This window comes from Variovorax sp. GW821-FHT09B05 (assembly GCF_059418265.1).
This window is the reverse complement of record NZ_JBWKPN010000017.1, coordinates 21055-40066: the sequence shown is the minus strand read 5'-3', so window position 1 is coordinate 40066 and position 19012 is coordinate 21055. Positions and strand designations below refer to the sequence as shown.

General features: G+C 71.6%; 21 protein-coding genes. 8 read left to right on the top strand and 13 right to left on the bottom strand.

The genetic code is table 11. The features are described 5' to 3' along the window. Position 1 precedes the first annotated feature (1 nt). The 6 genes from AC07RM_RS33040 to AC07RM_RS33015 form a co-directional block, all read right to left on the bottom strand. Positions 2-517 (bottom strand): MaoC/PaaZ C-terminal domain-containing protein, encoded by a 516-nt coding sequence (locus AC07RM_RS33040; protein WP_495337162.1) that lies wholly within the window; start codon positions 515-517, stop codon positions 2-4. A 29-nt stretch (positions 518-546) separates the two neighbouring features. Next, on the bottom strand, positions 547-1446 hold the full coding sequence (gene ubiA / locus AC07RM_RS33035; protein WP_495337161.1) for a 4-hydroxybenzoate octaprenyltransferase: 900 nt from the start codon (positions 1444-1446) through the stop codon (positions 547-549). After that, positions 1443-2024 carry a Dps family protein gene (locus AC07RM_RS33030; protein WP_057593138.1) on the bottom strand — a complete coding sequence of 194 codons (582 nt, stop codon included), beginning with the start codon at positions 2022-2024 and terminating at the stop codon, positions 1443-1445. Before AC07RM_RS33030 ends, ubiA begins: the two co-directional genes overlap by 4 nt. 146 nt (positions 2025-2170) lie before the next feature. Continuing rightward, positions 2171-3136: a LysR substrate-binding domain-containing protein gene (locus AC07RM_RS33025; RefSeq protein WP_057593137.1), complete on the bottom strand. Its 966-nt coding sequence runs from the start codon at positions 3134-3136 to the stop codon at positions 2171-2173. 74 nt (positions 3137-3210) lie between these two features. Then, positions 3211-3606 carry a tautomerase family protein gene (locus tag AC07RM_RS33020; protein WP_057593136.1) on the bottom strand — a complete coding sequence of 132 codons (396 nt, stop codon included), beginning with the start codon at positions 3604-3606 and terminating at the stop codon, positions 3211-3213. A 39-nt stretch (positions 3607-3645) separates the two neighbouring features. After that, positions 3646-4449 (bottom strand): SDR family NAD(P)-dependent oxidoreductase, encoded by an 804-nt coding sequence (locus tag AC07RM_RS33015; protein WP_495337160.1) that lies wholly within the window; start codon positions 4447-4449, stop codon positions 3646-3648. Positions 4450-4639: 190 nt separating this feature from the next. On the opposite strand from AC07RM_RS33015, the gene AC07RM_RS33010 reads away from it, so the two are divergent. After that, entirely contained in the window at positions 4640-5584 is a 945-nt protein-coding gene (locus AC07RM_RS33010; RefSeq protein ID WP_495337159.1) for a GlxA family transcriptional regulator, read from the top strand. A gap of 9 nt (positions 5585-5593) precedes the next feature. Here AC07RM_RS33010 and AC07RM_RS33005 read toward each other — a convergent pair whose 3' ends face one another. After that, positions 5594-6526, bottom strand: coding sequence for a LysR substrate-binding domain-containing protein (locus AC07RM_RS33005; RefSeq protein ID WP_261212917.1), 933 nt, complete (start codon positions 6524-6526; stop codon positions 5594-5596). Between the two features lie 70 nt (positions 6527-6596). Here AC07RM_RS33005 and AC07RM_RS33000 point away from each other — a divergent pair, with 70 nt between their 5' ends. The 4 genes from AC07RM_RS33000 (at position 6597) to AC07RM_RS32985 (ending at position 9493) form a co-directional block, all read left to right on the top strand. Continuing rightward, complete coding sequence (locus AC07RM_RS33000; protein WP_495337158.1) at positions 6597-7664, top strand: GntG family PLP-dependent aldolase; 1068 nt, start codon at positions 6597-6599, stop codon at positions 7662-7664. 25 nt (positions 7665-7689) lie between these two features. Beyond that, entirely contained in the window at positions 7690-8670 is a 981-nt protein-coding gene (locus AC07RM_RS32995) for a tripartite tricarboxylate transporter substrate binding protein (protein ID WP_495337157.1), read from the top strand. Between the two features lie 135 nt (positions 8671-8805). Further along, on the top strand, positions 8806-9363 hold the full coding sequence (locus AC07RM_RS32990) for a thioredoxin family protein (protein WP_493210615.1): 558 nt from the start codon (positions 8806-8808) through the stop codon (positions 9361-9363). Between the two features lies 1 nt (position 9364). Further along, complete coding sequence (locus AC07RM_RS32985) at positions 9365-9493, top strand: hypothetical protein (protein ID WP_495337156.1); 129 nt, start codon at positions 9365-9367, stop codon at positions 9491-9493. Here AC07RM_RS32985 and AC07RM_RS32980 read toward each other — a convergent pair. Beyond that, positions 9490-10230, bottom strand: coding sequence for a response regulator (locus AC07RM_RS32980; protein ID WP_495337155.1), 741 nt, complete (start codon positions 10228-10230; stop codon positions 9490-9492). The genes AC07RM_RS32985 and AC07RM_RS32980 overlap by 4 nt on opposite strands. A 266-nt stretch (positions 10231-10496) precedes the next feature. On the opposite strand from AC07RM_RS32980, the gene AC07RM_RS32975 reads away from it, so the two are divergent. The 3 genes from AC07RM_RS32975 (at position 10497) to AC07RM_RS32965 (ending at position 14235) form a co-directional block, all read left to right on the top strand. Continuing rightward, a complete protein-coding gene (locus tag AC07RM_RS32975; protein WP_261212908.1) occupies positions 10497-10916 on the top strand; it encodes an organic hydroperoxide resistance protein in 420 nt (139 codons plus the stop codon). Between the two features lie 56 nt (positions 10917-10972). Beyond that, positions 10973-12346, top strand: a complete 1374-nt coding sequence (locus tag AC07RM_RS32970; protein WP_495337154.1) for an ATP-binding protein — start codon at positions 10973-10975, stop codon at positions 12344-12346. Between the two features lie 113 nt (positions 12347-12459). Next, positions 12460-14235 (top strand): cytochrome c biogenesis protein DipZ, encoded by a 1776-nt coding sequence (locus tag AC07RM_RS32965; protein ID WP_495337153.1) that lies wholly within the window; start codon positions 12460-12462, stop codon positions 14233-14235. Positions 14236-14250: 15 nt separating this feature from the next. Here AC07RM_RS32965 and AC07RM_RS32960 read toward each other — a convergent pair whose 3' ends face one another. The 5 genes from AC07RM_RS32960 to AC07RM_RS32940 are packed head-to-tail and all read right to left on the bottom strand — an operon-like array spanning position 14251 to position 19010. After that, positions 14251-15702, bottom strand: coding sequence for an aldehyde dehydrogenase (locus tag AC07RM_RS32960; protein ID WP_495337152.1), 1452 nt, complete (start codon positions 15700-15702; stop codon positions 14251-14253). Positions 15703-15732: 30 nt separating this feature from the next. After that, the gene (locus AC07RM_RS32955; protein ID WP_495337151.1) at positions 15733-16458 is read right to left on the bottom strand and encodes an ABC transporter ATP-binding protein; all 726 of its coding nucleotides are present in this window, start codon (positions 16456-16458) and stop codon (positions 15733-15735) included. Next, positions 16455-17213 (bottom strand): ABC transporter ATP-binding protein, encoded by a 759-nt coding sequence (locus tag AC07RM_RS32950; RefSeq protein WP_495337150.1) that lies wholly within the window; start codon positions 17211-17213, stop codon positions 16455-16457. The genes AC07RM_RS32955 and AC07RM_RS32950 overlap by 4 nt, the downstream gene beginning before the upstream one ends. Continuing rightward, positions 17206-18138 carry a branched-chain amino acid ABC transporter permease gene (locus AC07RM_RS32945; protein WP_495337149.1) on the bottom strand — a complete coding sequence of 311 codons (933 nt, stop codon included), beginning with the start codon at positions 18136-18138 and terminating at the stop codon, positions 17206-17208. The genes AC07RM_RS32950 and AC07RM_RS32945 overlap by 8 nt, the downstream gene beginning before the upstream one ends. Continuing rightward, on the bottom strand, positions 18135-19010 hold the full coding sequence (locus tag AC07RM_RS32940; protein WP_208509742.1) for a branched-chain amino acid ABC transporter permease: 876 nt from the start codon (positions 19008-19010) through the stop codon (positions 18135-18137). Before AC07RM_RS32940 ends, AC07RM_RS32945 begins: the two co-directional genes overlap by 4 nt. Positions 19011-19012 lie beyond the last annotated feature (2 nt).

Below are 19012 nucleotides of genomic sequence, written 5' to 3'. Positions count from 1 at the left end.
CTCAGGCCGGCGGCGCGTCGAAGGTGCCCGCCAGCGCGCGCGGGCCGAGGAAGAACAGCCAGTCGGCCGCCAGCGTGATGGCGCCGTCCTCCAGCTCGAGCTGCAGCGCTTCCTTCAGCAGGAAGCTGTCGCCGGGCTTGGGCGTGACCTCCGCGATGCGCACGCGCGCCCGGAAGCGCGCGCCCACCGGCATCGGCCGCACGAAGCGCAGGCGGTCGAAGCCGTAGTTCAGCGCATGATTGGTGTCGAAGGGCAGCAGGCTGCGCATCGCCTCGCCGCTGAGCTTGATCAGGTGCGAGACCTGGAAGAAGCCCTGGACGATGGCGCCGCCGTAGCCGGCCTCGCGCGCGGCGCGCTGCGGGTCGAGATGGATCCATTCGCCCTCGCCGTCGCCCGACAGCTCGGCATAGCGCGCCACCATGTCCTGCGTGATGCGGTGCCATTCCGAATGGGCCTCCCGGCCGATCCGGGCGCGCAGTTGCGCCAACGTGGCCTCGGCGTCGGGCGTTAGCTGCATGCGGTCTCGTTTGCGTTGCCGGCCGTGGGTCAGCGCAGGCCGTAGCCGGCCACCACGCCGGCGAAGACCGCGAAGCCCAGCCAGTGGTTGAGCCGGAAGGCCTTGAAGCAGCCTTCGCGCGTGCGATCGCGGATCAGCCGCCAGTGCCAGGCCGCCTGTCCCGCCGCGATCGCGATCGCGAGGTAGAACACGGCGCCGAGCCCGCGGCTCGCGCCGGCCCAGGTCCACACGGCGAGAAAGACCGCATAGCTCGCCATCACCGCCGCCACGTCGTAGCGGCCGAAGGTGATGGCCGAGGTCTTCATGCCGATCTTGAGGTCGTCGTCGCGGTCGACCATCGCGTACTCGGTGTCGTAGGCCAGCACCCAGAACAGGTTGCCCGCCAGCAGCCACCACGCGAAGGCCGGCACGGTCGCCTGCACGGCCGCGAAGGCCATCGGAATGCCGAAGCTGAACGCGATGCCGAGCACCGCCTGCGGGATCGAGACGAAGCGCTTCGCATAGGGATAGACCAGCGTGACCGCGAGCGCGGCGAACGACCAGTACACAGTGACCCGGTTGGTCGTGAGCACCAGGCCGAAGGCCACCAGCGCGAGCACCGCGCCGAACAGCAGCGCCTCGCGCACCGAGATCTCGCCGCTGGTCACGGGCCGCTGCGCGGTGCGCTTCACGTGGCGGTCGAAGTCGCGGTCGGCCACGTCGTTGACGCAGCAGCCCGCGCTGCGCATCAGGATCGTGCCGAGCACGAACACCGCGATCAGGTGCCAGCCCGGCCAGCCGTCGGCCGCGAACCAGAGCGCGCCGAGGCTGGGCCACAGCAGCAGCAGCCAGCCCGCGGGACGGTTCCAGCGGATCAGGTCGAGGTACACGGCAAAACGCCCGCGGCGTGGCGCGGGCGTGAGGCCGTGAGGGGCGGGATGGGTGTTCAATCCTCGAGCAGCGAACGCAGCATCCAGGCGGTCTGGTCGTGCACCGTGCAGCGCGCGGTCAGCATGTCGGCCGTCGGATCGTCGCCGGCTTCCTCGGCCACGGGGATGAATTCGCGCGCGATGCGCGACACGGTCTCGTGGCCCTTCACGAGGATGCGCACCATCTCCATCGCCTTGGGCGGGTCCTGCGGCACGTCCGGCACGGTGGCGATCTTGCTGAACTCGGCGTACGAACCCGGTGCGTAGTGGCCCAGCGCGCGGATGCGCTCGGCGATCACGTCGGTCGAGTTCCACAGCTCGGTGTATTGCGCCATGAACATCGCGTGCAGCGAGTTGAAGTGCGGGCCCGTCACGTTCCAGTGGAAGTTGTGGGTGGTGAGGTAGAGCGTGTAGGTGTCGGCGAGCACGCGGCTCAGGCCTTCGGCGATGGCCGCGCGGTCCTGGCGCTCGATGCCGATGTTGATGATCGGCGCATTGCGGCTGCCGGACTCCTGCGCGACCACCGCGCCGCCCTTCTTGGGCACCTTGCCGGCGGAGGAAGCGGGAGAGGGCTTGGTTTTCTTGGGAGCTTTGGCCATGGCAAAAGGTCTTTCTTCAAGTTGGGTGTGACACCGGAATTCTCGAAGCCGGCGCGCGGCTTCGCAACAGCGTCACTCTATCGCAGCGTTCGATATTCCAGGCTTGCGGCGGCGTAGGCCGAGGTCGCGAATTCGCCCGCCCTGGCTCAGGACAGCCGCTTCACGCCCGGCAGTTCGCAGGCATAGATCGCGTTGCGCAGCGCCGCGATCGCCTCGTAGCGCGTGAAGGTGCGCCGCCATGCGAGCACCACGCGGCGCGTGGGCGGATCGCGGTCCTGCGCATCGCGCACCGGCAGGTAGCGCACCATCTGCTCCGACTCCTTGCGGCCCTTGCCCCTGGGCTTGAGCGCCTCGGCCGGCACCGACAGCCGCGGCACCAGCGTCACGCCCATGCCCGAGGCCACCATGTGCTTGATGGTCTCGAGCGACGAGCCCTCGAAGCTCTTGCGGATGCCCTCGGCATTGCTCGAGAAGCGCGCGAACTCCGGGCAGACCTCGAGCACGTGGTCGCGAAAGCAGTGGCCCGTGCCCAGCAGCAGCATGGTCTCGCTCTGCAGCTCTTCCGAGGTGATCGACTCGCGGTCGGCGAACTTGTGCTTGACCGGCAGTGCCGCCACGAAGGGCTCGTCGTACAGCGGCGCCATCGCGAGGCCGGTGTCGGGAAAGGGCTCGGCCATGATCGCGCAGTCGATCTCGCCGGCGCGCAGCATCTCGAGCAGCTTGACGGTGAAGTTCTCCTGCAGCACCAGCGGCATCTGCGGCGTGCGCGAGATCACCTGGCGCACGAGGTCGGGCAGCAGGTAGGGCCCGATGGTGTAGATCACGCCGAGGTTCAGCGGCCCGGCCAGCGGATCCTTGCCGCGCTTGGCGATCTCCTTGATGCTGGCCGCCTGGTCGAGCACGCTCTGGGCCTGCTGCACGATCTGCTCGCCGAGCGGCGTGACCGTGACTTCGCCGGCGCTGCGCTCGAAGAGCTTGACTTCGAGTTCGTCCTCGAGCTTCTTGATGGCCACCGAGAGCGTGGGCTGGGACACGTAGCAGGCTTCGGCCGCCTTGCCGAAGTGGCGCTCCCTGGCCACGGCAACGATGTATTTGAGTTCGGTGAGGGTCATAGCTTGCGTCAATTATGCGCAAGGCACCGTGACCGCTCGCGGTCAGGGGTCGGGCGCCGCCGGAGCGGCACGCGTCAGGACTCCCCGGGCGTCCAGTCCGGGCTGTAGCCGCCGAGCGTGGGGTGGTACATCTCGTCGCCCGTGTGCTGCGTGAACTCGACGTTGAGCCGGTCCTCGCGCAGGCCCAGCAGCTCGATGCAGTGGGCGCACAGCGCCTTGGCGAGCGCCATGCGCAGCTCGGGCGGGCGGCCCTGGCGGATGTCCAGCATCATCAGCGAGACCGGCACCGGCGGGCCCTCCGGGTCGGGAATGCGCCAGAGCCCGCCCTCGCCGAGCTCGCGCACCGCGACACTGATGCGGCGGATGTCCACCGACATCATCTCGGCGTAGGTGCGGCTCATGCGTTCGGCCAGGCGCTGCTTGAGCTCGCTCGGATAGTGGTCGTTGACGTCCAGTTGCAGGTACGGCATGCGGGGCTCCTGAAAAGAAGAAGAGAAGAGGAAGAGGACTCAGCGCGCCAGACCATAGCGCGCCGCCGGGACGGCGTTGGCGAACTTCGGCGCCAGCGCGCGGCGATCGGCCTCCCACTGCGTCCACCGCTCGCCCTCGTGCAGGCCCGGGATGGTCACGCGCTCGCCGGCGTCGAGGCCCGCCAGCGCGGCGTCCACCAGGTCCGCGGCCGACATGGTGCTGGCCGATTCCTTCTGCGGCGCATAGCCCGCGACGTCCCAGAACTCGGTGGCCGTGGCGCCCGGCATCACGGTCTGGATGCGCACGCCCTTGTCGCCCAGGTCGCGCTGCAGCGTGTGGCCGAAGCCGATCACATAGGACTTCGACGCGCCGTAGACGCCGTTGAGCATCTCGACCGCGACGCCGACCACCGAGGCGATGTTGACGATCGTGCCGGCCTTGCGCCGCACGAAGGCGGGCGCCACGGCGTAGCTCAGGCGCGTGAGCGCCGTGACGTTGAGCGCGATCATGTGTTCCATGGTGTCGGCATCGTCCGCGAGGATGGATGCGACCGAGCCGATGCCCGCGTTGTTGACGAGCATCGTGATGTCCTCGTCGGTGCGCAGCACCTCCTCGACGCGCGAGCGCGCCGCCGGGTCGGTCAGGTCGGCGACGAGGGTCGTGATCCGGCGGCCGGTGGCGGCGCGCAGTTCGTCCGCCAGCGCGCGCAACCGCTCGCCGTTGCGGGCCACCAGGATCAGGTCGTGGCCGCGCCGGGCCAGGCGGTCGGCGTAGACGGCGCCGATGCCGGTGGAAGCGCCCGTGATCAGCGCGGTGCCTGGGGAGATCGTGGAAGCAGTCATGGAATTCACCTTGGAAGAGAGCGGGCCGACGGGCTGCCGGCGCCTGAGGGTCATCGTAGAAATGACACCGCATTTCCTCAATGTCGTAGATGCAAGGTTTTCGGACACGGCCCGGCAGCACCGCGCAAAGCGCCGCAGAATGGCGCGCTTGCACGACATGCAAGGTTTCAGGTCACTCGAGGAGCGCGAAATGCACAGCGTCGGATTGCTCGTCTACCCCGGCTTCCAGTCCCTGGCCCTGGCCGTGGCCACGGCCTTCGAATACGCCAACCTGATGCACGGCTCGGCCGCCTATGACTTCGCCGTGGTGTCCGAACCCGGCGGCGCGGTGGCCTCGTCGCAGGGCTTCGCGGTGCAGACCGAGCCCTGGGGCGAACGCGTGTTCGACACCCTGATCGTGGCGGGCGACAACGAATGCCGCCTGCCGCCGCGCAGCCTGATCGAGCGGGTCCGGGCCTCGGCCGCGCGCTCGCGCCGCATGGCCTCGATCTGCACCGGCGCCTTCGTGCTGGCCGAGGCCGGGCTGCTCGACGGCCGGAAGGCGACCACCCATTGGCTGCATGCGCGCGCCTTCAGGGAGCGCTACCCGCGCGTGCAGATGGAGGAGGACCGGATTTTCGTCATCGACGGGCCGGTGTGGACCTCGGCCGGCATGAGCGCGGGCCTCGATCTCGCGCTCGCGGTGATCGAGAAGGACCTCGGCCGCAAGCTGGCGCTGACGATCGCGCGCAAGCTGGTCATCTACCAGCGCCGGGGCGGCGGCCAGTCGCAGTTCTCGACCCTGCTCGAGCTCGATGCCAAGTCCGATCGCGTGCAGACGGCCCTGGCCTATGCCAGGGAGAACCTCGCCGCCGACCTGTCGGTGGAGGTGCTGGCCAACGCGGCGCACCTGAGCCCGCGCCAGTTCAGCCGCGTGTTCCGCGAGGAGACCGGGCAGCCGCCGGCCAAGGCGATCGAGCGGCTGCGCGTGGAGGCCGCGCGGCTGATGATGGAAACCAGCCGCCACCCGATCGAGGTGATCGCTCGCGAAACCGGGTTCGGCGACCGCGAGCGCATGCGGCAGGCGTTCCTGCGCGCCTTCGGGCAGCCGCCGCAGGCGATCCAGCGCATCTCGGCCAACGCCGAGCTGGTGTAGCCGGCCGCCTCAGCGCCGGTACGGTCGGATCACCTCGAGGTCCGACGCGATCACCGCGCGCACCTGGTCCGCGAAGGCGCTCACCAGCCGGGAATCCGGCGCATCGGGTGGCAGCAGCAGCGCGAGCCGCACCGGGATCGCGGGCACGAAGGCGCGCACCGCGAGCTCGAGGTTGCGCCGCTCCTCGAGCGCCGCCAGCGGATTGAGCACGCTGACGCCCAGGCCCGCGGCGACCAGTGCGCAGACCGAGGCACCGAGGTCCGACTCCAGCACCGTGCGCGTGCGGGCGCCGGCGGCCGCCAGCACGCGGTCGATGCGTTCGCGCGGCGCGCTGCCGAGCGGGAACGAGACGAAGGCCTCGCCCTCGAGGTCGGCCGCCGCGACCTGCTTGCGCTTCGCGAGCCGGTGCCCGATCGGCAGCACGGCCACGCAGTCCATGGTCAGCAGGGTCTGGACCTGCATGCCCGGCACGTCGTCGCCGTAGAGGATCGCCAGCCCGAGCTCGCACAGGCCCGAGCTGACCCAGGTGTTGACGGTGGCGGCGGCGCCCGAGTGGATGGTGAGCAGGGTCTCGGGATGCTCGGCCTTGAACTGCGCGACGGCCTTGCTCAGCAGCCCGCCCGCGATCCGCGGCATGGCGGCCACCGCGAGCCGGTCGCCGCCGAAGGAGCGGATGTTCGAGGCCGCGCCCTCCAGGCCCTCGAGCCCGACGAAGGCCTTCTCCACGTCCTGGAAGAAACGCTTGCCGTCGAGCGAGGGCAGGAGGCGCGTGCCGCGGCGCTCGAACAGCAGGAAGCCGACGATGGCCTCGAGCTGCGACACCAGCCGGCTGACCTGGGGCTGCGAGGTGTGGAGCCGGCGCGCGGCCTCGGTCATCGAGCCCGTCTGCATGACGATGCGGAAGGCCTCGATGTGCTTGAGCGTCATGCGGCGGGTCGTCATATCAAAATTGTATGACGCACCCTCTACAAGGAATTTTGCGTATCCGCGCGGCGCGCGAATACTCGCCGCCATGACTGGCACCGACGCGAACGCACCCTCCGATCCTCCCGGCGTGGACCTGCGCAGCGACACCGTGACGCGGCCCACGCCCGCGATGTACGAGCGCATGCGCAGCGCGCCACTGGGCGACGATGGCCTCGACGGCGACCCGACCGCGCGCGAACTCGAGGCGCTGGTGGCGCGCACGCTCGACAAGGAGGCCGGCCTCTACGTGCCCACGGCCACCATGGGCAACCTGCTGGCCGTGCTCGCGCAGACCGAGCGCCAGGGCCAGGTGCTGCTCGAGGCCACGGCCCACATGTTCCTGACCGAGCGCGGCGGCGCCACGCTCGCGGGCCTGGCCTACCTCGGCATCGCGGGCACGGCCGGCGCGATGGACCTCGACGAGCTGGAACGCACGCTGCGCCGCCCCGGCGGCCTGCGCACCGAGCTCGTCGGCATGGAGACCTCGCACGCGAACGCGGGCGGCGCCGTGCCACCGCTCGAGCACATGCGCGCGGTGATGGAGGCCGCGCGGGGCGCGGGCGCGCGCGTGCACCTCGACGGCGCGCGGCTGTTTAACGCGGCGGTCGCGCTCGACGTGGCGCCCGCCGCCATCGCGGGCTGCGCCGACAGCGTGGCCGTCTGCCTCTCGAAGGGCCTGAGCGCACCGGCCGGCGCGGTGCTGGTCGGCACCGCGGCGACGATCGAACGCGCGCGCCGGCTGCGCAAGATGCTCGGCGGCACGCAGCGCCAGGTCGGCGTGGTCGCGGCGGCCGGGCTCGAGGCCATCGAGACCATGGCGGGCCGGCTCGCCGACGACCACCGCCAGGCGCGCCGGCTGGCCGAGGGCCTGGGCGCCGTCCGGCCCGGCGCGCTGCGCACCAACACGCCCGCCACCAACATCGTGCTCGCCGACCTGCCCGCGCACGGCCCCGACAGCGAGGCCTGGACCCGCGCACTGCGCGAGCACGGCGTGCTGGTGCGCGCCTGGGGCAGCCACCGGCTGCGCCTCGTGACGCACCGCCACATCGACACCGCCGCCGTCGACGCCGCCATCGCCGGCTTCCGCCGCGCCGCCGACACCCTGCTCCGCTGAGCCGCCCCCTTCCAGGAGATCCACCATGCCCACCCTGTCCCGCCGCGATTTCGTCGCCACCACCCTCTCGGCCGCGGCCCTGTCGCTCGGCCGCCCCGCCTTCGCCAATGACTACCCGAGCCGCCCGATCCGCTTGGTCGTGCCCTATGCGCCCGGTGGCGGCTCCGACGTGGTCGGGCGCCTGGTCGCGCAGAAGCTCACCGAGTCCAGCGGCTGGAACGTCATCGTCGACAACAAGGCCGGCGCCTCCGCCATGATCGGCACCGACGCCGTGGCCAAGAGCGCGGCCGACGGCTACACGTTGCTGATCGCCGATGCCGCGCACGCCACCAACGCGGCGGTGCAGCCGCGGCTGCCCTTCGATTCGATCAAGGACTTCGCGCCGCTCACGCTGATCGGCTCCTCGCCCCAGCTGCTGGTGGCGCATCCGTCGTTCCCCGCCAACTCGCTCAAGGAGCTGCTGGCGCTGCCGCGCGAGCAGGTGCGCCAGTACGGCGTCGGCACGCCGGGCCAGGGCTCGGCGCCGCACCTGCTCTACGAGCTGCTCAAGCTCAAGACCGGGATGGAGCTGGTGCACGTGCCCTACAAGGGCGGCGCGCTCGCGCTGACCGATGCCATCGGCGGCCAGGTGCCGATGGTGATCAACTCGGTGCCGGCCTGCATGCCGCACATCGAGGCCAAGCGGCTCAAGGTGCTCGCCATCGCGAGCACGGCGCGCGATCCCAAGCTGCCGCAGGTGCAGACCTTCTCCGAGAGCGCGCCCGGCATCGTCGGCAGCGTCTGGTACGGCCTCATGGTGCCCGCGAAGACGCCCGCCGACGTGCAGCAGCGCCTGAACGCCGCGCTCGCCAAGGTGCTCGACCTGCCCGAGGTCAAGGCCCGGCTGGCCGATGCCTTCATCGACCCGATGCCGCGCGGCAGCCAGGCCTTCGCGAAGCACCTGAACGACGAGATCGCGCGCTGGCAGGCGGTGGTGAAGCAGACGGGGTTCACGCTCAACAGCTAGCAGCGTGCAACGTACTGTGCGGCTTGCGCCCCACGGATACACAGGCATACGCAGCGCGCGCGGCAGCGGTGGCGGGCATCGAAGAATCGTCGCATCGATTCTTCTACCGCCTCTTTCTCACCCGAAGGAACCGCCATGCGCATCCCCGCCGCACCGCTCGCCATCGCCGCCGCCATCGCCGCCTCGGTGGCTTTCGTCACCCTCGCCGCGCCGCCCGGCGGCGGCGACATCCCCGCCGCGCAGGCCGCGCCCGCGCCGGCCTTCACCCACATCGACACCTGGCTCAACTCGCCGCCGCTGGACATGGCGGCGCTGCGCGGCAAGGTGGTGCTGGTCGACTTCTGGACCTACACCTGCATCAACTGCCTCAACCACCTGCCCTACGTCAAGGACTGGGACGCGAAGTACAAGGACCAGGGGCTGGTCGTGGTCGGCGTGCACACGCCCGAGTTCGCCTACGAGAAGTCGACGCAGAACGTGAAGGACGCGATCCAGCGCCTGCAGATCCGCCACGCGGTCGCGCAGGACAACAGCTATGGCACCTGGAAGGCCTTCCGCAACCAGTACTGGCCGGCCGTCTACCTGATCGACAAGCAGGGCCGCATCGTCTATTCGCACTTCGGCGAGGGCAGCTACGGCACGACCGAGAAGAAGATCCAGGCACTGCTGGCCGAACCCGCACCGGCGTCCTGACATGAAGAAGCTCTGGTTCGCCCTGCTGTTCCTCGCGGGCGGCTTCGCGCACGAAGTCCGCCAGCCGACGAACTGCCAATGCATCTCGACCCGCTCGGCGGCGGGTCCTTCGAAGCGAAAAAACGCCTAGTCGCGCGCCTCGACCGCCGCGGCCAGCACATAGCCCTCGCTGCGCACCGTCTTCAGGTAGCGCGGCTCGCGCGCATCGTCGCGCAGGCGCTGGCGCAGCCGGCTCACCAGCAGGTCGATCGAGCGCTCGAACAGCTCGGCCTCGCGGCCCTGGGTCAGGCTCAGCAGCTGGTCCCGGCTCAGCACCTTCTGCGGATGGTCGAGGAACACGCGCAGCAGCCGGTACTCGGCGCCGCTGAGCGCGACCATGGTGCCGCTCTCGTCGAGCAGGTGGCGCTCGACGGTATCGACCTGCCATTCGCCGAACACCAGCTTGCGCGCGGCCTCGGTCGCGCCCATGTTGGGCGGCAGCATGCGGGTGCGGCGCATCACCGAGCGGATGCGCGCGAGCAGCTCGCGCGCCGAGAAGGGCTTGGCCAGGTAGTCGTCGGCGCCCATCTCCAGGCCCAGGATGCGGTCGGCCTCCTCGCTGCGCGCGGTCAGCATCAGGATCGGCGTGGCCTTGTACTTGCCGGTGCGCAGGTCGCGGCACAGGGTCAGGCCGTCCTCGCCCGGCAGCATCAGGTCGAGGATGATCAGGTCGAAGGGCCCCGAGTCCTCGAGCGCCGCGCGCATGTGGCGCCCGGTCGGCACCGCCACCACGCGCAGGCCGTTCTTCACCAGGTAGGTGCTCAGCAGTTCGCGGATCTCCCGGTCGTCGTCGACGATGAGGATGTGGTCGGAGGGCCTGGTGTTCATGGCGCGGTCTCTGGGTTGTCGTGCAGCGCAATGTAGCCGCCGGCCGGCGCGCGCCAGCGGCTTTTGTATGTCCAAGTATCGGGCGCGGCGCGGCGCCACATGCCGTTGCATTCGGGGCTGGCTGCGCCCGGGGACGTGAAACGTACTGTGTGCGTTTTTCGCGCGGATACACAGGCATACGCAAGGCGCGCCGCGGGGGTGGCCGCGGCCCAAGAATCCGTTCCGTTCGACGAACAACCCCTTCTTCATCCATCCAAGGAACCACCATGAGCCAGATCGACAAGGTCCTCTACACCGGCAAGACCCACACCACCTCCGGCGGCCGCGACGGCAGCGCGCGCAGCAGCGACGGCCGGCTCGACATCCAGCTGTCCTCGCCCGGCTCCGCCGGCCAGGGCACCAATCCCGAGCAGCTGTTCGCGGCCGGCTGGTCGGCCTGCTTCATCGGCGCGATGGGCCTGGCCGCCGCGAAGCAGAAGATCGCGCTGCCGGCCGACCTGAGCGTGAACGCCGAGGTCGATCTCGGCAGCGGCACGGGCGGCTACTTCCTGCAGGCCCGGCTCGACGTGAGCATCCCGGGCCTGGACCGCGAGGTGGCCCAGGGCCTGGTCGACGCGGCGCACCAGACCTGCCCGTACTCGAAGGCCACGCGCGGCAACATCGACGTGACGCTGCGCCTGGTCTGAGCCGCGGCGCGCCGGTCGACGCCGGCGCCTTCCTCCACCCGTCTATAAAGGCGTCCATGTCCACCCCCGCCAGCCCCGCCGCCAGCCAGGCCGCCCCCGTCCGCCGCGGGCTGCGCCGGCTGGTCCCGCGCTCGCTGTTCGCGCGCGTCACGCTGATCATCGTGGTCGGCCTCGCGATCGCGCAGGCCCTGACCTTCGGCGCGATCGACTACGAGCGCGGCCTCGCGATGCGCGAGCTGATGATGATCGGCATCGAGCGCGACATCGCGAGCTCGGTGGCACTGCTCGACCGCCTGCCGGCCGGCGAGCGCGCGGACTGGCTCGCGCGGCTGGAGCGGCGCAACTACCACTTCACGCTCGGCGGCGAGGCCGGCGGCGGCACGCCGGCCTCGGCCTCGCTGCGCCAGTTCGGCGAGGCCATCATGGAGGCCATGCGCCCGTTCGAGATCGTGAAGATCGGCGAGGTCGGCAACCCCGCCGGCGGCCTGGAGATCCAGGTGCGGCTGCACGACGGCTCGGCGCTGATCGTGCATGCGCGCCGGGTCGACATGCCGATGTCGCCCTGGCTGATGTGGGGCATGGCGATCCAGCTGCTGGTGCTGGCGCTGTGCGCCTGGGCCGCGGTGCGGCTGGTCACGCGGCCGCTGGCGCAGCTGGCGAGCGCGGCCGACGAGCTCGGTCCCGACCTCAAGGGCCGGCCGCTCGACGAGCACGGCCCGAGCGAGGTGGCCCATGCCGCGCGCGCCTTCAATGCGATGCAGCAGCGCATCTCGGGCTACATGTCGGAGCGCGTCGAGATCCTGGCCGCGATCTCGCACGACCTGCAGACGCCGATCACGCGCATGCGGCTGCGCACCGAGCTGATGGACGCCACGCCCGACCGCGACAAGTTCCGCCAGGACCTCGACGCGATGAAGTCGCTGGTGCGCGAGGGCGTGACCTATGCGCGCACGCTGCACGGCGCGACCGAGCCGCCGCTGCGCGTGGATGCCGATGCGCTGGTGCAGAGCATGCTGGCCGACTACGAGGACGCCGGCCAGCCGGTGCGGCTCGAGGGCCGCGCCGGCACGCCGATCGTGACCCGGCCCAACGCATTGCGCCGCATCCTCGCCAACCTGATCGACAACGCGCTCAAGTTCGGCACCGAGGTCAGCGTGCGCGTGCAGCCTGAGGCCGCCGGCGGCCAGCTGCGCATCGCGGTGGTCGACAACGGCCCGGGCATCCCGGCCGACGAACTCGACGCGGTGCTCAAGCCCTTCTACCGCGTCGAGAGCTCGCGCAACCGCGACACCGGCGGCACCGGCCTGGGCCTCGCGATCGCGCAGCAGCTCGCGACCGCGATGGGCGCGCAGCTGCGGCTGGCCAACCGGCCCGAGGGCGGGCTCGAGGCCAGCCTGCTGCTGGGCACGCGCCCCGCGCCGGGCGACTGAGCGCACACGAACCACCCCAGCGACACCCGACGGCGGCCCCGCGACGCGAGGCCGCGCGGGATGCGCACGCCCCTTCCCATCGATTCATCCACGACCCAACCAGGAGCGCCACCATGCTCGTTCTCATCGTTGCCTACCTCGGCGGGGTGCTCACCATCCTGAGCCCCTGCATCCTGCCGGTGCTGCCCTTCGTGTTCGCGCGCGCCGACCGCCCGTTCCGCTCGCACGGCCTGCCGATGCTCGCGGGCATGGCGCTGGCCTTCGCGGCCGTCGCCACCCTCGCGGCCGTGGGCGGCGGCTGGGTGGTGGCGCTCAACGAGTGGGGGCGCTACGCGGCGATCGCGCTGCTCGCGCTGTTCGGCCTCACGCTGCTGCTGCCCGCGCTGGCCGACCGGCTGAGCCGGCCGCTGGTGGCGCTCGGGCTGCGGCTGGCCGATGCGCCCACCGGCGGCTCGGTGTTCACGCCGCTGCTGCTGGGCGTGGGCACGGGCCTGTTGTGGGCGCCCTGCGCGGGCCCGATCCTGGGCCTGATCCTGACCGGCGCCGCGCTCAATGGCGCCAGCGCCGGCACCTCGCTGCTGCTGCTGGCCTACGCGGCCGGCGCCTGCACCTCGCTGGCCGGCGCGCTGCTGTTCGGCAACCGCGTGTTCGCACGCATGAAGGCCTCGCTGCGCACCGGCGAATGGCTGCGCCGCGCGGCCGGCGCCGCGGTGCTCGCGGGCGTGGGCGCGATCGCGCTCGGGCTGGACACCGGCCTGCTGAGCCGGCTCTCGGGCGGCGGCACCAACGCGCTCGAACAAGCGCTGCTCGACCGCCTCGGCCCGCCGAAGCCCGCCGTGCCGCAGTCCGCGCGCGAGGACCGCGGCGGCCTGATGCGGGTCAGCGCCGAAGCACCCGCACCCGCCTTCACGCCGCGCGCCCTGCGCGACCAGGGCCCGTTCCCCGCGCTGGCCGGCGCCACCGAATGGATCAACTCGCCGCCGCTCACGCCCGAGGCGCTGCGCGGCAAGGTGGTGCTGGTCGACTTCTGGACCTACTCCTGCATCAACTGCCTGCGCACCCTGCCCTACCTGCGCGCCTGGGCCGAGAAGTACAAGGACGCCGGCCTCGTGGTGGTGGGCGTGCACACGCCCGAATTCGCCTTCGAGAAGCGCCCGGCCAACGTGCGCCGCGCGGTGAAGGACCTCGAGATCGGCTTCCCGGTCGCGGTCGACAGCGACTACGCGATCTGGCGCGCCTTCGGCAACCAGGCCTGGCCGGCCTTCTACTTCGTCGACGCGCAGGGGCGCATCCGCCACCAGCTGTTCGGCGAGGGCCAGTACGCGAAGTCCGAGCAGGTGATCCAGCAACTGCTGGCCGAGGCCGGGCCGTCGCGCGTGGCCGCGGGGCTGGTCGCGCCACAGGGCCTGGGCACGCAGGCCGCGCCCGGCCCCGAGCCCGTGCGCTCGGGCGAGACCTACATCGGCCAGGAACGCGCCGAGGGCTTCGCCTCGCCGGGCGGGCTGGTCGCGGGCCGCACCCATGCCTACCAGGTGCCGGCCGCGCTGCGCATCAACCAGTGGGCGCTGGCGGGCGACTGGGCGGTCGATGCCGAGCGCGCGGTGCTCGCGCGCCCGGGCGGGCGCATCGCCTATCGCTTCCAGGCGCGCGACCTTCACCTGGTGCTCGGCCCCGCGGCCGACGGCAAGCCGGTGCGCTTCCGCGTGCGCATCGACGGCCAGCCGCCCCTGGCCGACCACGGCTTCGACACCGACGCGCGAGGACAGGGCACGGTCGACGCGCAGCGGCTCTACCAGCTGGTGCGCCAGCAGCAGGGCGCGCGCGAGCGGCTGTTCGAGATCGAGTTCCTCGACCCCGGCGCGCAGGCCTATGCCTTCACTTTCGGCTGAAGCCGGCGCGGTGCTTCAGAACGGGTAGTGCCGCGGCGTGGTCTGCACCGTGAGCCAGCGCAGCTCGGTGAAGGCCTCCACGCCGGCCTTGCCGCCGAAGCGGCCGTAGCCCGAGGCCTTCACGCCGCCGAAGGGCATCTGCGCCTCGTCGTGCACCGTGGGCCCGTTGACGTGGCAGATGCCGGCCTCGATGCGGCGCGCCACGTTCCAGGCGCGCGCGATGTCGCGGCCGAACACGGCCGACGAGAGGCCGAAGGCGTTGTCGTTGGCGGTGGCGATCGCGGCCTCGGTATCGGCCACGCGCACGATGGCCTTGAGCGGACCGAAGGTCTCCTCGCCGTAGACGCGCATCGCGGGCGTCACGCGGTCGAGCACGGTGGCCGGCATCAGCGTGTTTTCGGCGCGGCCGCCGCACACCAGCACCGCGCCCTGGGCCAGCGCATCGTCGATCAGCGCGTTGCAGCGCTCCACGGTCGCCATGTCGACCACCGAGCCCAGCACCACCGGGCCCTCGCGCGGGTCGCCCAGCGGCAGGCTCTTCGCGCGCGCCGCGAACCTGGAAACGAACTCGTCGGCGATGCGCGCGTCGAGCACGATGCGCTCGGTCGACATGCAGATCTGGCCCGAGTTGGCGAAGGCGCCGAACACGGCGGCATCGACCGCGGCGTCGATGTCGGCATCGTCGAGCACCACGAAGGGCGCCTTGCCGCCGAGCTCGAGCACGGCGGGCTTGAGGTGGCGCGCGCAGGTCTGCGCGATCAGCCGGCCCACGCGCGTGGAGCCGGTGAAGTTGACGCGCCGCACCGCCGGGTGCGCGACGATCGCCTCGACCACCTCGGCCGCGTCGGCCGGCGCGTTGGTCACGAAGTTCACCGTGCCCGGCGGCAGGCCGGCGTCGTGCAGCGCATCGACGATCAGCGCATGGGTCTGCGGGCACAGCTCCGAGCCCTTGAACACCACGGTGTTGCCGCAGGCCAGCGGCGTGGCGAGCGCGCGCAGGCCGAGGATCACGGGCGCGTTCCACGGCGCGATGCCGAGCACCACGCCGGCCGCCTGGCGCACGCCCAGCGCGAGGCTGCCGGGCACGTCGGAGGGAATCACCTCGCCGCCGATCTGGGTGGTGAGCGCGGCCGCCTCGGTCAGCAGCCCGGCCGCGAGGTGAACGTTGAAGCCGGCCCACAGCGCCGAGGCGCCGGTCTCGCGCGCCATCGCCCGCACGAAGTCGTCGTGGCGCGCCTCGATCGCCTGCGCGGCCTTCAGCAGCAGCGCGCGGCGCTCGCCGGGGCCGGTCTGCGACCAGGCGCCGAACGCTCGTTGCGCGGCCTCGACCGCGGCGACGGCATCGCGCGCGGTGGCGGCGGGGGCGCGCGTGGCGACGGCGCCATCGAGCGGGTTGCGGCGCTCGAAGACGGCGCCGCCTTCGGCCGGACGGCGTTCGCCGCCGATGCGCATGAGGATGTCGGTCATGGGGAAGTCCTTGGCTGGAAGAAAGAAGGTTCAGGCGACGCCGAGGTAGGCCTGGCGCACCGCGTCGGAATCGAGCAGTGCGCGGGCCTCGCCCGCGGCCACGATGCGGCCGCGCTCGAGCACGTAGCCGCGATCGGCGGCCTGCAGCGCCTTGCGCACGTTCTGCTCGACCATCAGCACGGTCACGCCCTGGTCGGCGATACGGCGCACGATGGCCAGCAACTCGTCGACCATGCGCGGCGCGAGGCCCAGCGAGGGCTCGTCGAGCATCAGCAGGCGCGGCCCGCTCATCATGGCGCGCGCCACCGCCACCATCTGCTGCTCGCCACCGCTCATGGTGCCGGCCAGCTGCTTCGCGCGTTCGCGCAGCCGCGGGAAGTCGTCGAAGGCACGTGCCAGCCGCTCGGCGCGCAGCGCGGCCGGCACCAGCCAGCCGCCGAGCTCGAGGTTCTCGGTCACCGTCATCTGCGCGAACAGCTGGCGGCCCTCGGCCACCAGCGCCATGCCGCGGCGCACGCAGGCGGTGGCGTCGCCCGCGGGCAGCGCCACGCCGTCGAGCAGCGCCTCGCCGCGGCGCGGCAGCAGGCCGGCCAGCGCCTTCAGCAGCGTGGTCTTGCCGGCGCCGTTGGGGCCCAGCACCACGGTCACGCCGGGCTGGGCCTCGAGATCGAGCCCCTGCACCACCTCGAAGCCGTGGTAGCCCGCGCGCAGGCCGCGCACGGCAAGGCGGCTGCCGTCGTTCGATGCAACGCTCATGCCGTGGCCTCCATCTCGTCGCCCAGGTAGGCCTCGATCACCTCCGCGTTGCGCACCACCTCGGCGGGCGTGCCGTCGGCGATCTTGCGGCCCTGGTGCAGCACCAGCACGCGCTCGACGTACTTCAGCAGGGTGGTCACCGCATGCTCGATCCACACCACGGTGAGGCCGTGCGCGTCGCGCAGCCGGCGGATGCGCTGCGCCATGGCCTCGACCTCGGCCTCGGTGAGCCCGGCCGCGACCTCGTCGAGCAGCAGCACGCGCGGCCGCGTGCCGAGCGCCATGCCGATCTCGAGCAGCCGCTGCTGCGAGGGCGTGACCTCGGCCGCGAGCCGGTCGGCGAACGCGCCCAGGCCCAGCATGTCGAGGATCTCCCCCACGCTCGCGAGGCCCGGCAGCGGCGCGCGGTGGCGGCCCGCGAACTGCATGCCGAAGCGCACGTTGTCTTCGAGGCTCATGCCCGCCATCACGCGCGGCGTCTGGAAGGTGCGCGCGATGCCGTGCGCGGCGAAGCGGTGCGGGCCGCGGCGCGTGAGGTCGATGCCGCCCTCCACCAGCAGCTGGCCGCCGGTGGGCATCACCACGCCCGAGATGGCGTTGAAGAAGGTGGTCTTGCCCGCGCCGTTGGGGCCGATGATGCCGACCAGCTCGCCGGCATGCAGCGCGACGCTGACCGCGTCGACGGCGGTGAGGCCGCCGAAGCGCACGCTGACCTCGCGCGCCTCGAGCAGCAGGGGTCGCGCGGCCTCAGACATGGCGCGCTCCCTTCGCCTTGCGCCGCCACAGCGACGCCAGCCCCTCGGGCAGGTACATCACGCACAGGATCAGCAGCAGCCCCAGCACCATCATGTAGCCGTAGGGCAGCTGCAGCCGCAGGGTCTCGGACAGCACGCTGAACACCACGGCCGCGAGCACCGGCCCGCCGATGCTGGCGGCGCCGCCGATCATCGCGATCAGCACGGTCTGGAAGCCGATGAAGGGGCTGAAGACGGCGGCCGGCTCGATGTAGGTCCAGCGCACCGCCATCGCCGCGCCGACCGCGCCCGCGAAGGCCGCGGTGAGCGCGAAGCCGGCGATCTTCACGCGCCGGGTGTCCACGCCCAGGGTCTGGGCACGCTGCTCGTCGGCGCCGATGCCCGCGAGCGCGAGGCCGAAGCGGCTGCGCTTCACGGCCATCGCGGTGGCGATCGCGAGCAAGGCGATCGCGAGCACCGTGAGGTAGACGGTTTCGTTGGACGGCACCTCGGTCAGCACCCGGCCCACGGTGCCCGAGACCTGCTTCTCGACGAAGGTCAGCGCATGCCGGATCAGCTCGGTCATGCCGAAGGTCAGCACCGCGAAGTAGGTGCCGCGCAGGTGCAGCACGGCCGCGCCCATCAGCAGCGCGACCGCGCTCGCGATGGCGGCGCCGCCGAGGATCACCAGCGGCCAGGGCAGCACGTCGAGCAGCACGGCGCTGGCATAGGCGCCGAGGCCGAAGAAGGCCGAGGTGGCGAGCGACAGGTAGCGCGTGGCGCCGCAGAACAGCGACCAGCTCGTGGCCAGCGCGATGTACATCAGGCAGCCCAGCGCCACCGAGCTCAGGAACTCGCTGGCGATCCAGGGTACGCAGGCGGCGAGCGTGGCGGCCGCGCCGAGCAGCAGCCACGGCCGCGCGGAAGAAGAGGACAGGGAACTCATCGCGAGAACAATCCGTTGGGCCGCCAGATCAGCACGCCGATGAACACGGCGTACGACAGCAGCATCTTGAGCGAGGGGCTGGTGAAGTACATGCCCAGCGCCTCGACCACGCCCAGCAGCAGGCCGCCGACCAGGCTGCCGGCGATGCTGCCGAAGCCGCCGAGCGTGATGACGATCAGCGCGGTCACGGTGTAGGGCTCGCCCATCGAGGGCGAGATCTCGTAGGTCATCGACAGCAGCGCGCCGGCCACGCCCGAGAGGCCCAGGCCGATGCCGAACATCAGCGGGTGCAGCCGCCGGGTGTTGATGCCGACCAGTTGCGCGCCGGTGGGCGACTGCATCAGCGCGCGCACCGCCTTGCCCAGCAGGGTGCGCTTGAGCAGCGCCACCAGCACCAGGCTCAGCGCGAGCGCCACGCCGAACAGCACCAGCTTGTTGGCCGTGAAGCGCATCTCCCCGAGCTGCACCGGCTCGGCCAGGTAGTCGTAGCCGCGCAGGTCGCCGCCCCACACCAGCAGCGCGGTGTTCTGCACCAGGAACATCAGGCCGAAGCCCACCATCAGGCTGCGCGCCTCGAACACCTCGACGCTGGGCGCGCGCGCCGCCACCTGGCGAAAGCACAGCCAGTGCACCGCCATGCCCAGCGCCATCAGCAGCGCGAAGGCCACCGGCACGAACAAGAGCGGCGAGATGCCCAGCGCGGTGTGGGCCCACCAGGTCAGGAAGGCGCCGAGCATCAGGAACTCGCCGTGCGAGATGTTCATGATGCGCATCAGCCCGTACTGCAGGTTCAGGCCGATGGCCACCAGCGCGTAGATGCCGCCCGAGATCAATCCGCCGGCCAGCAGCTCGGCCCATCCTCCGAAGGACATGC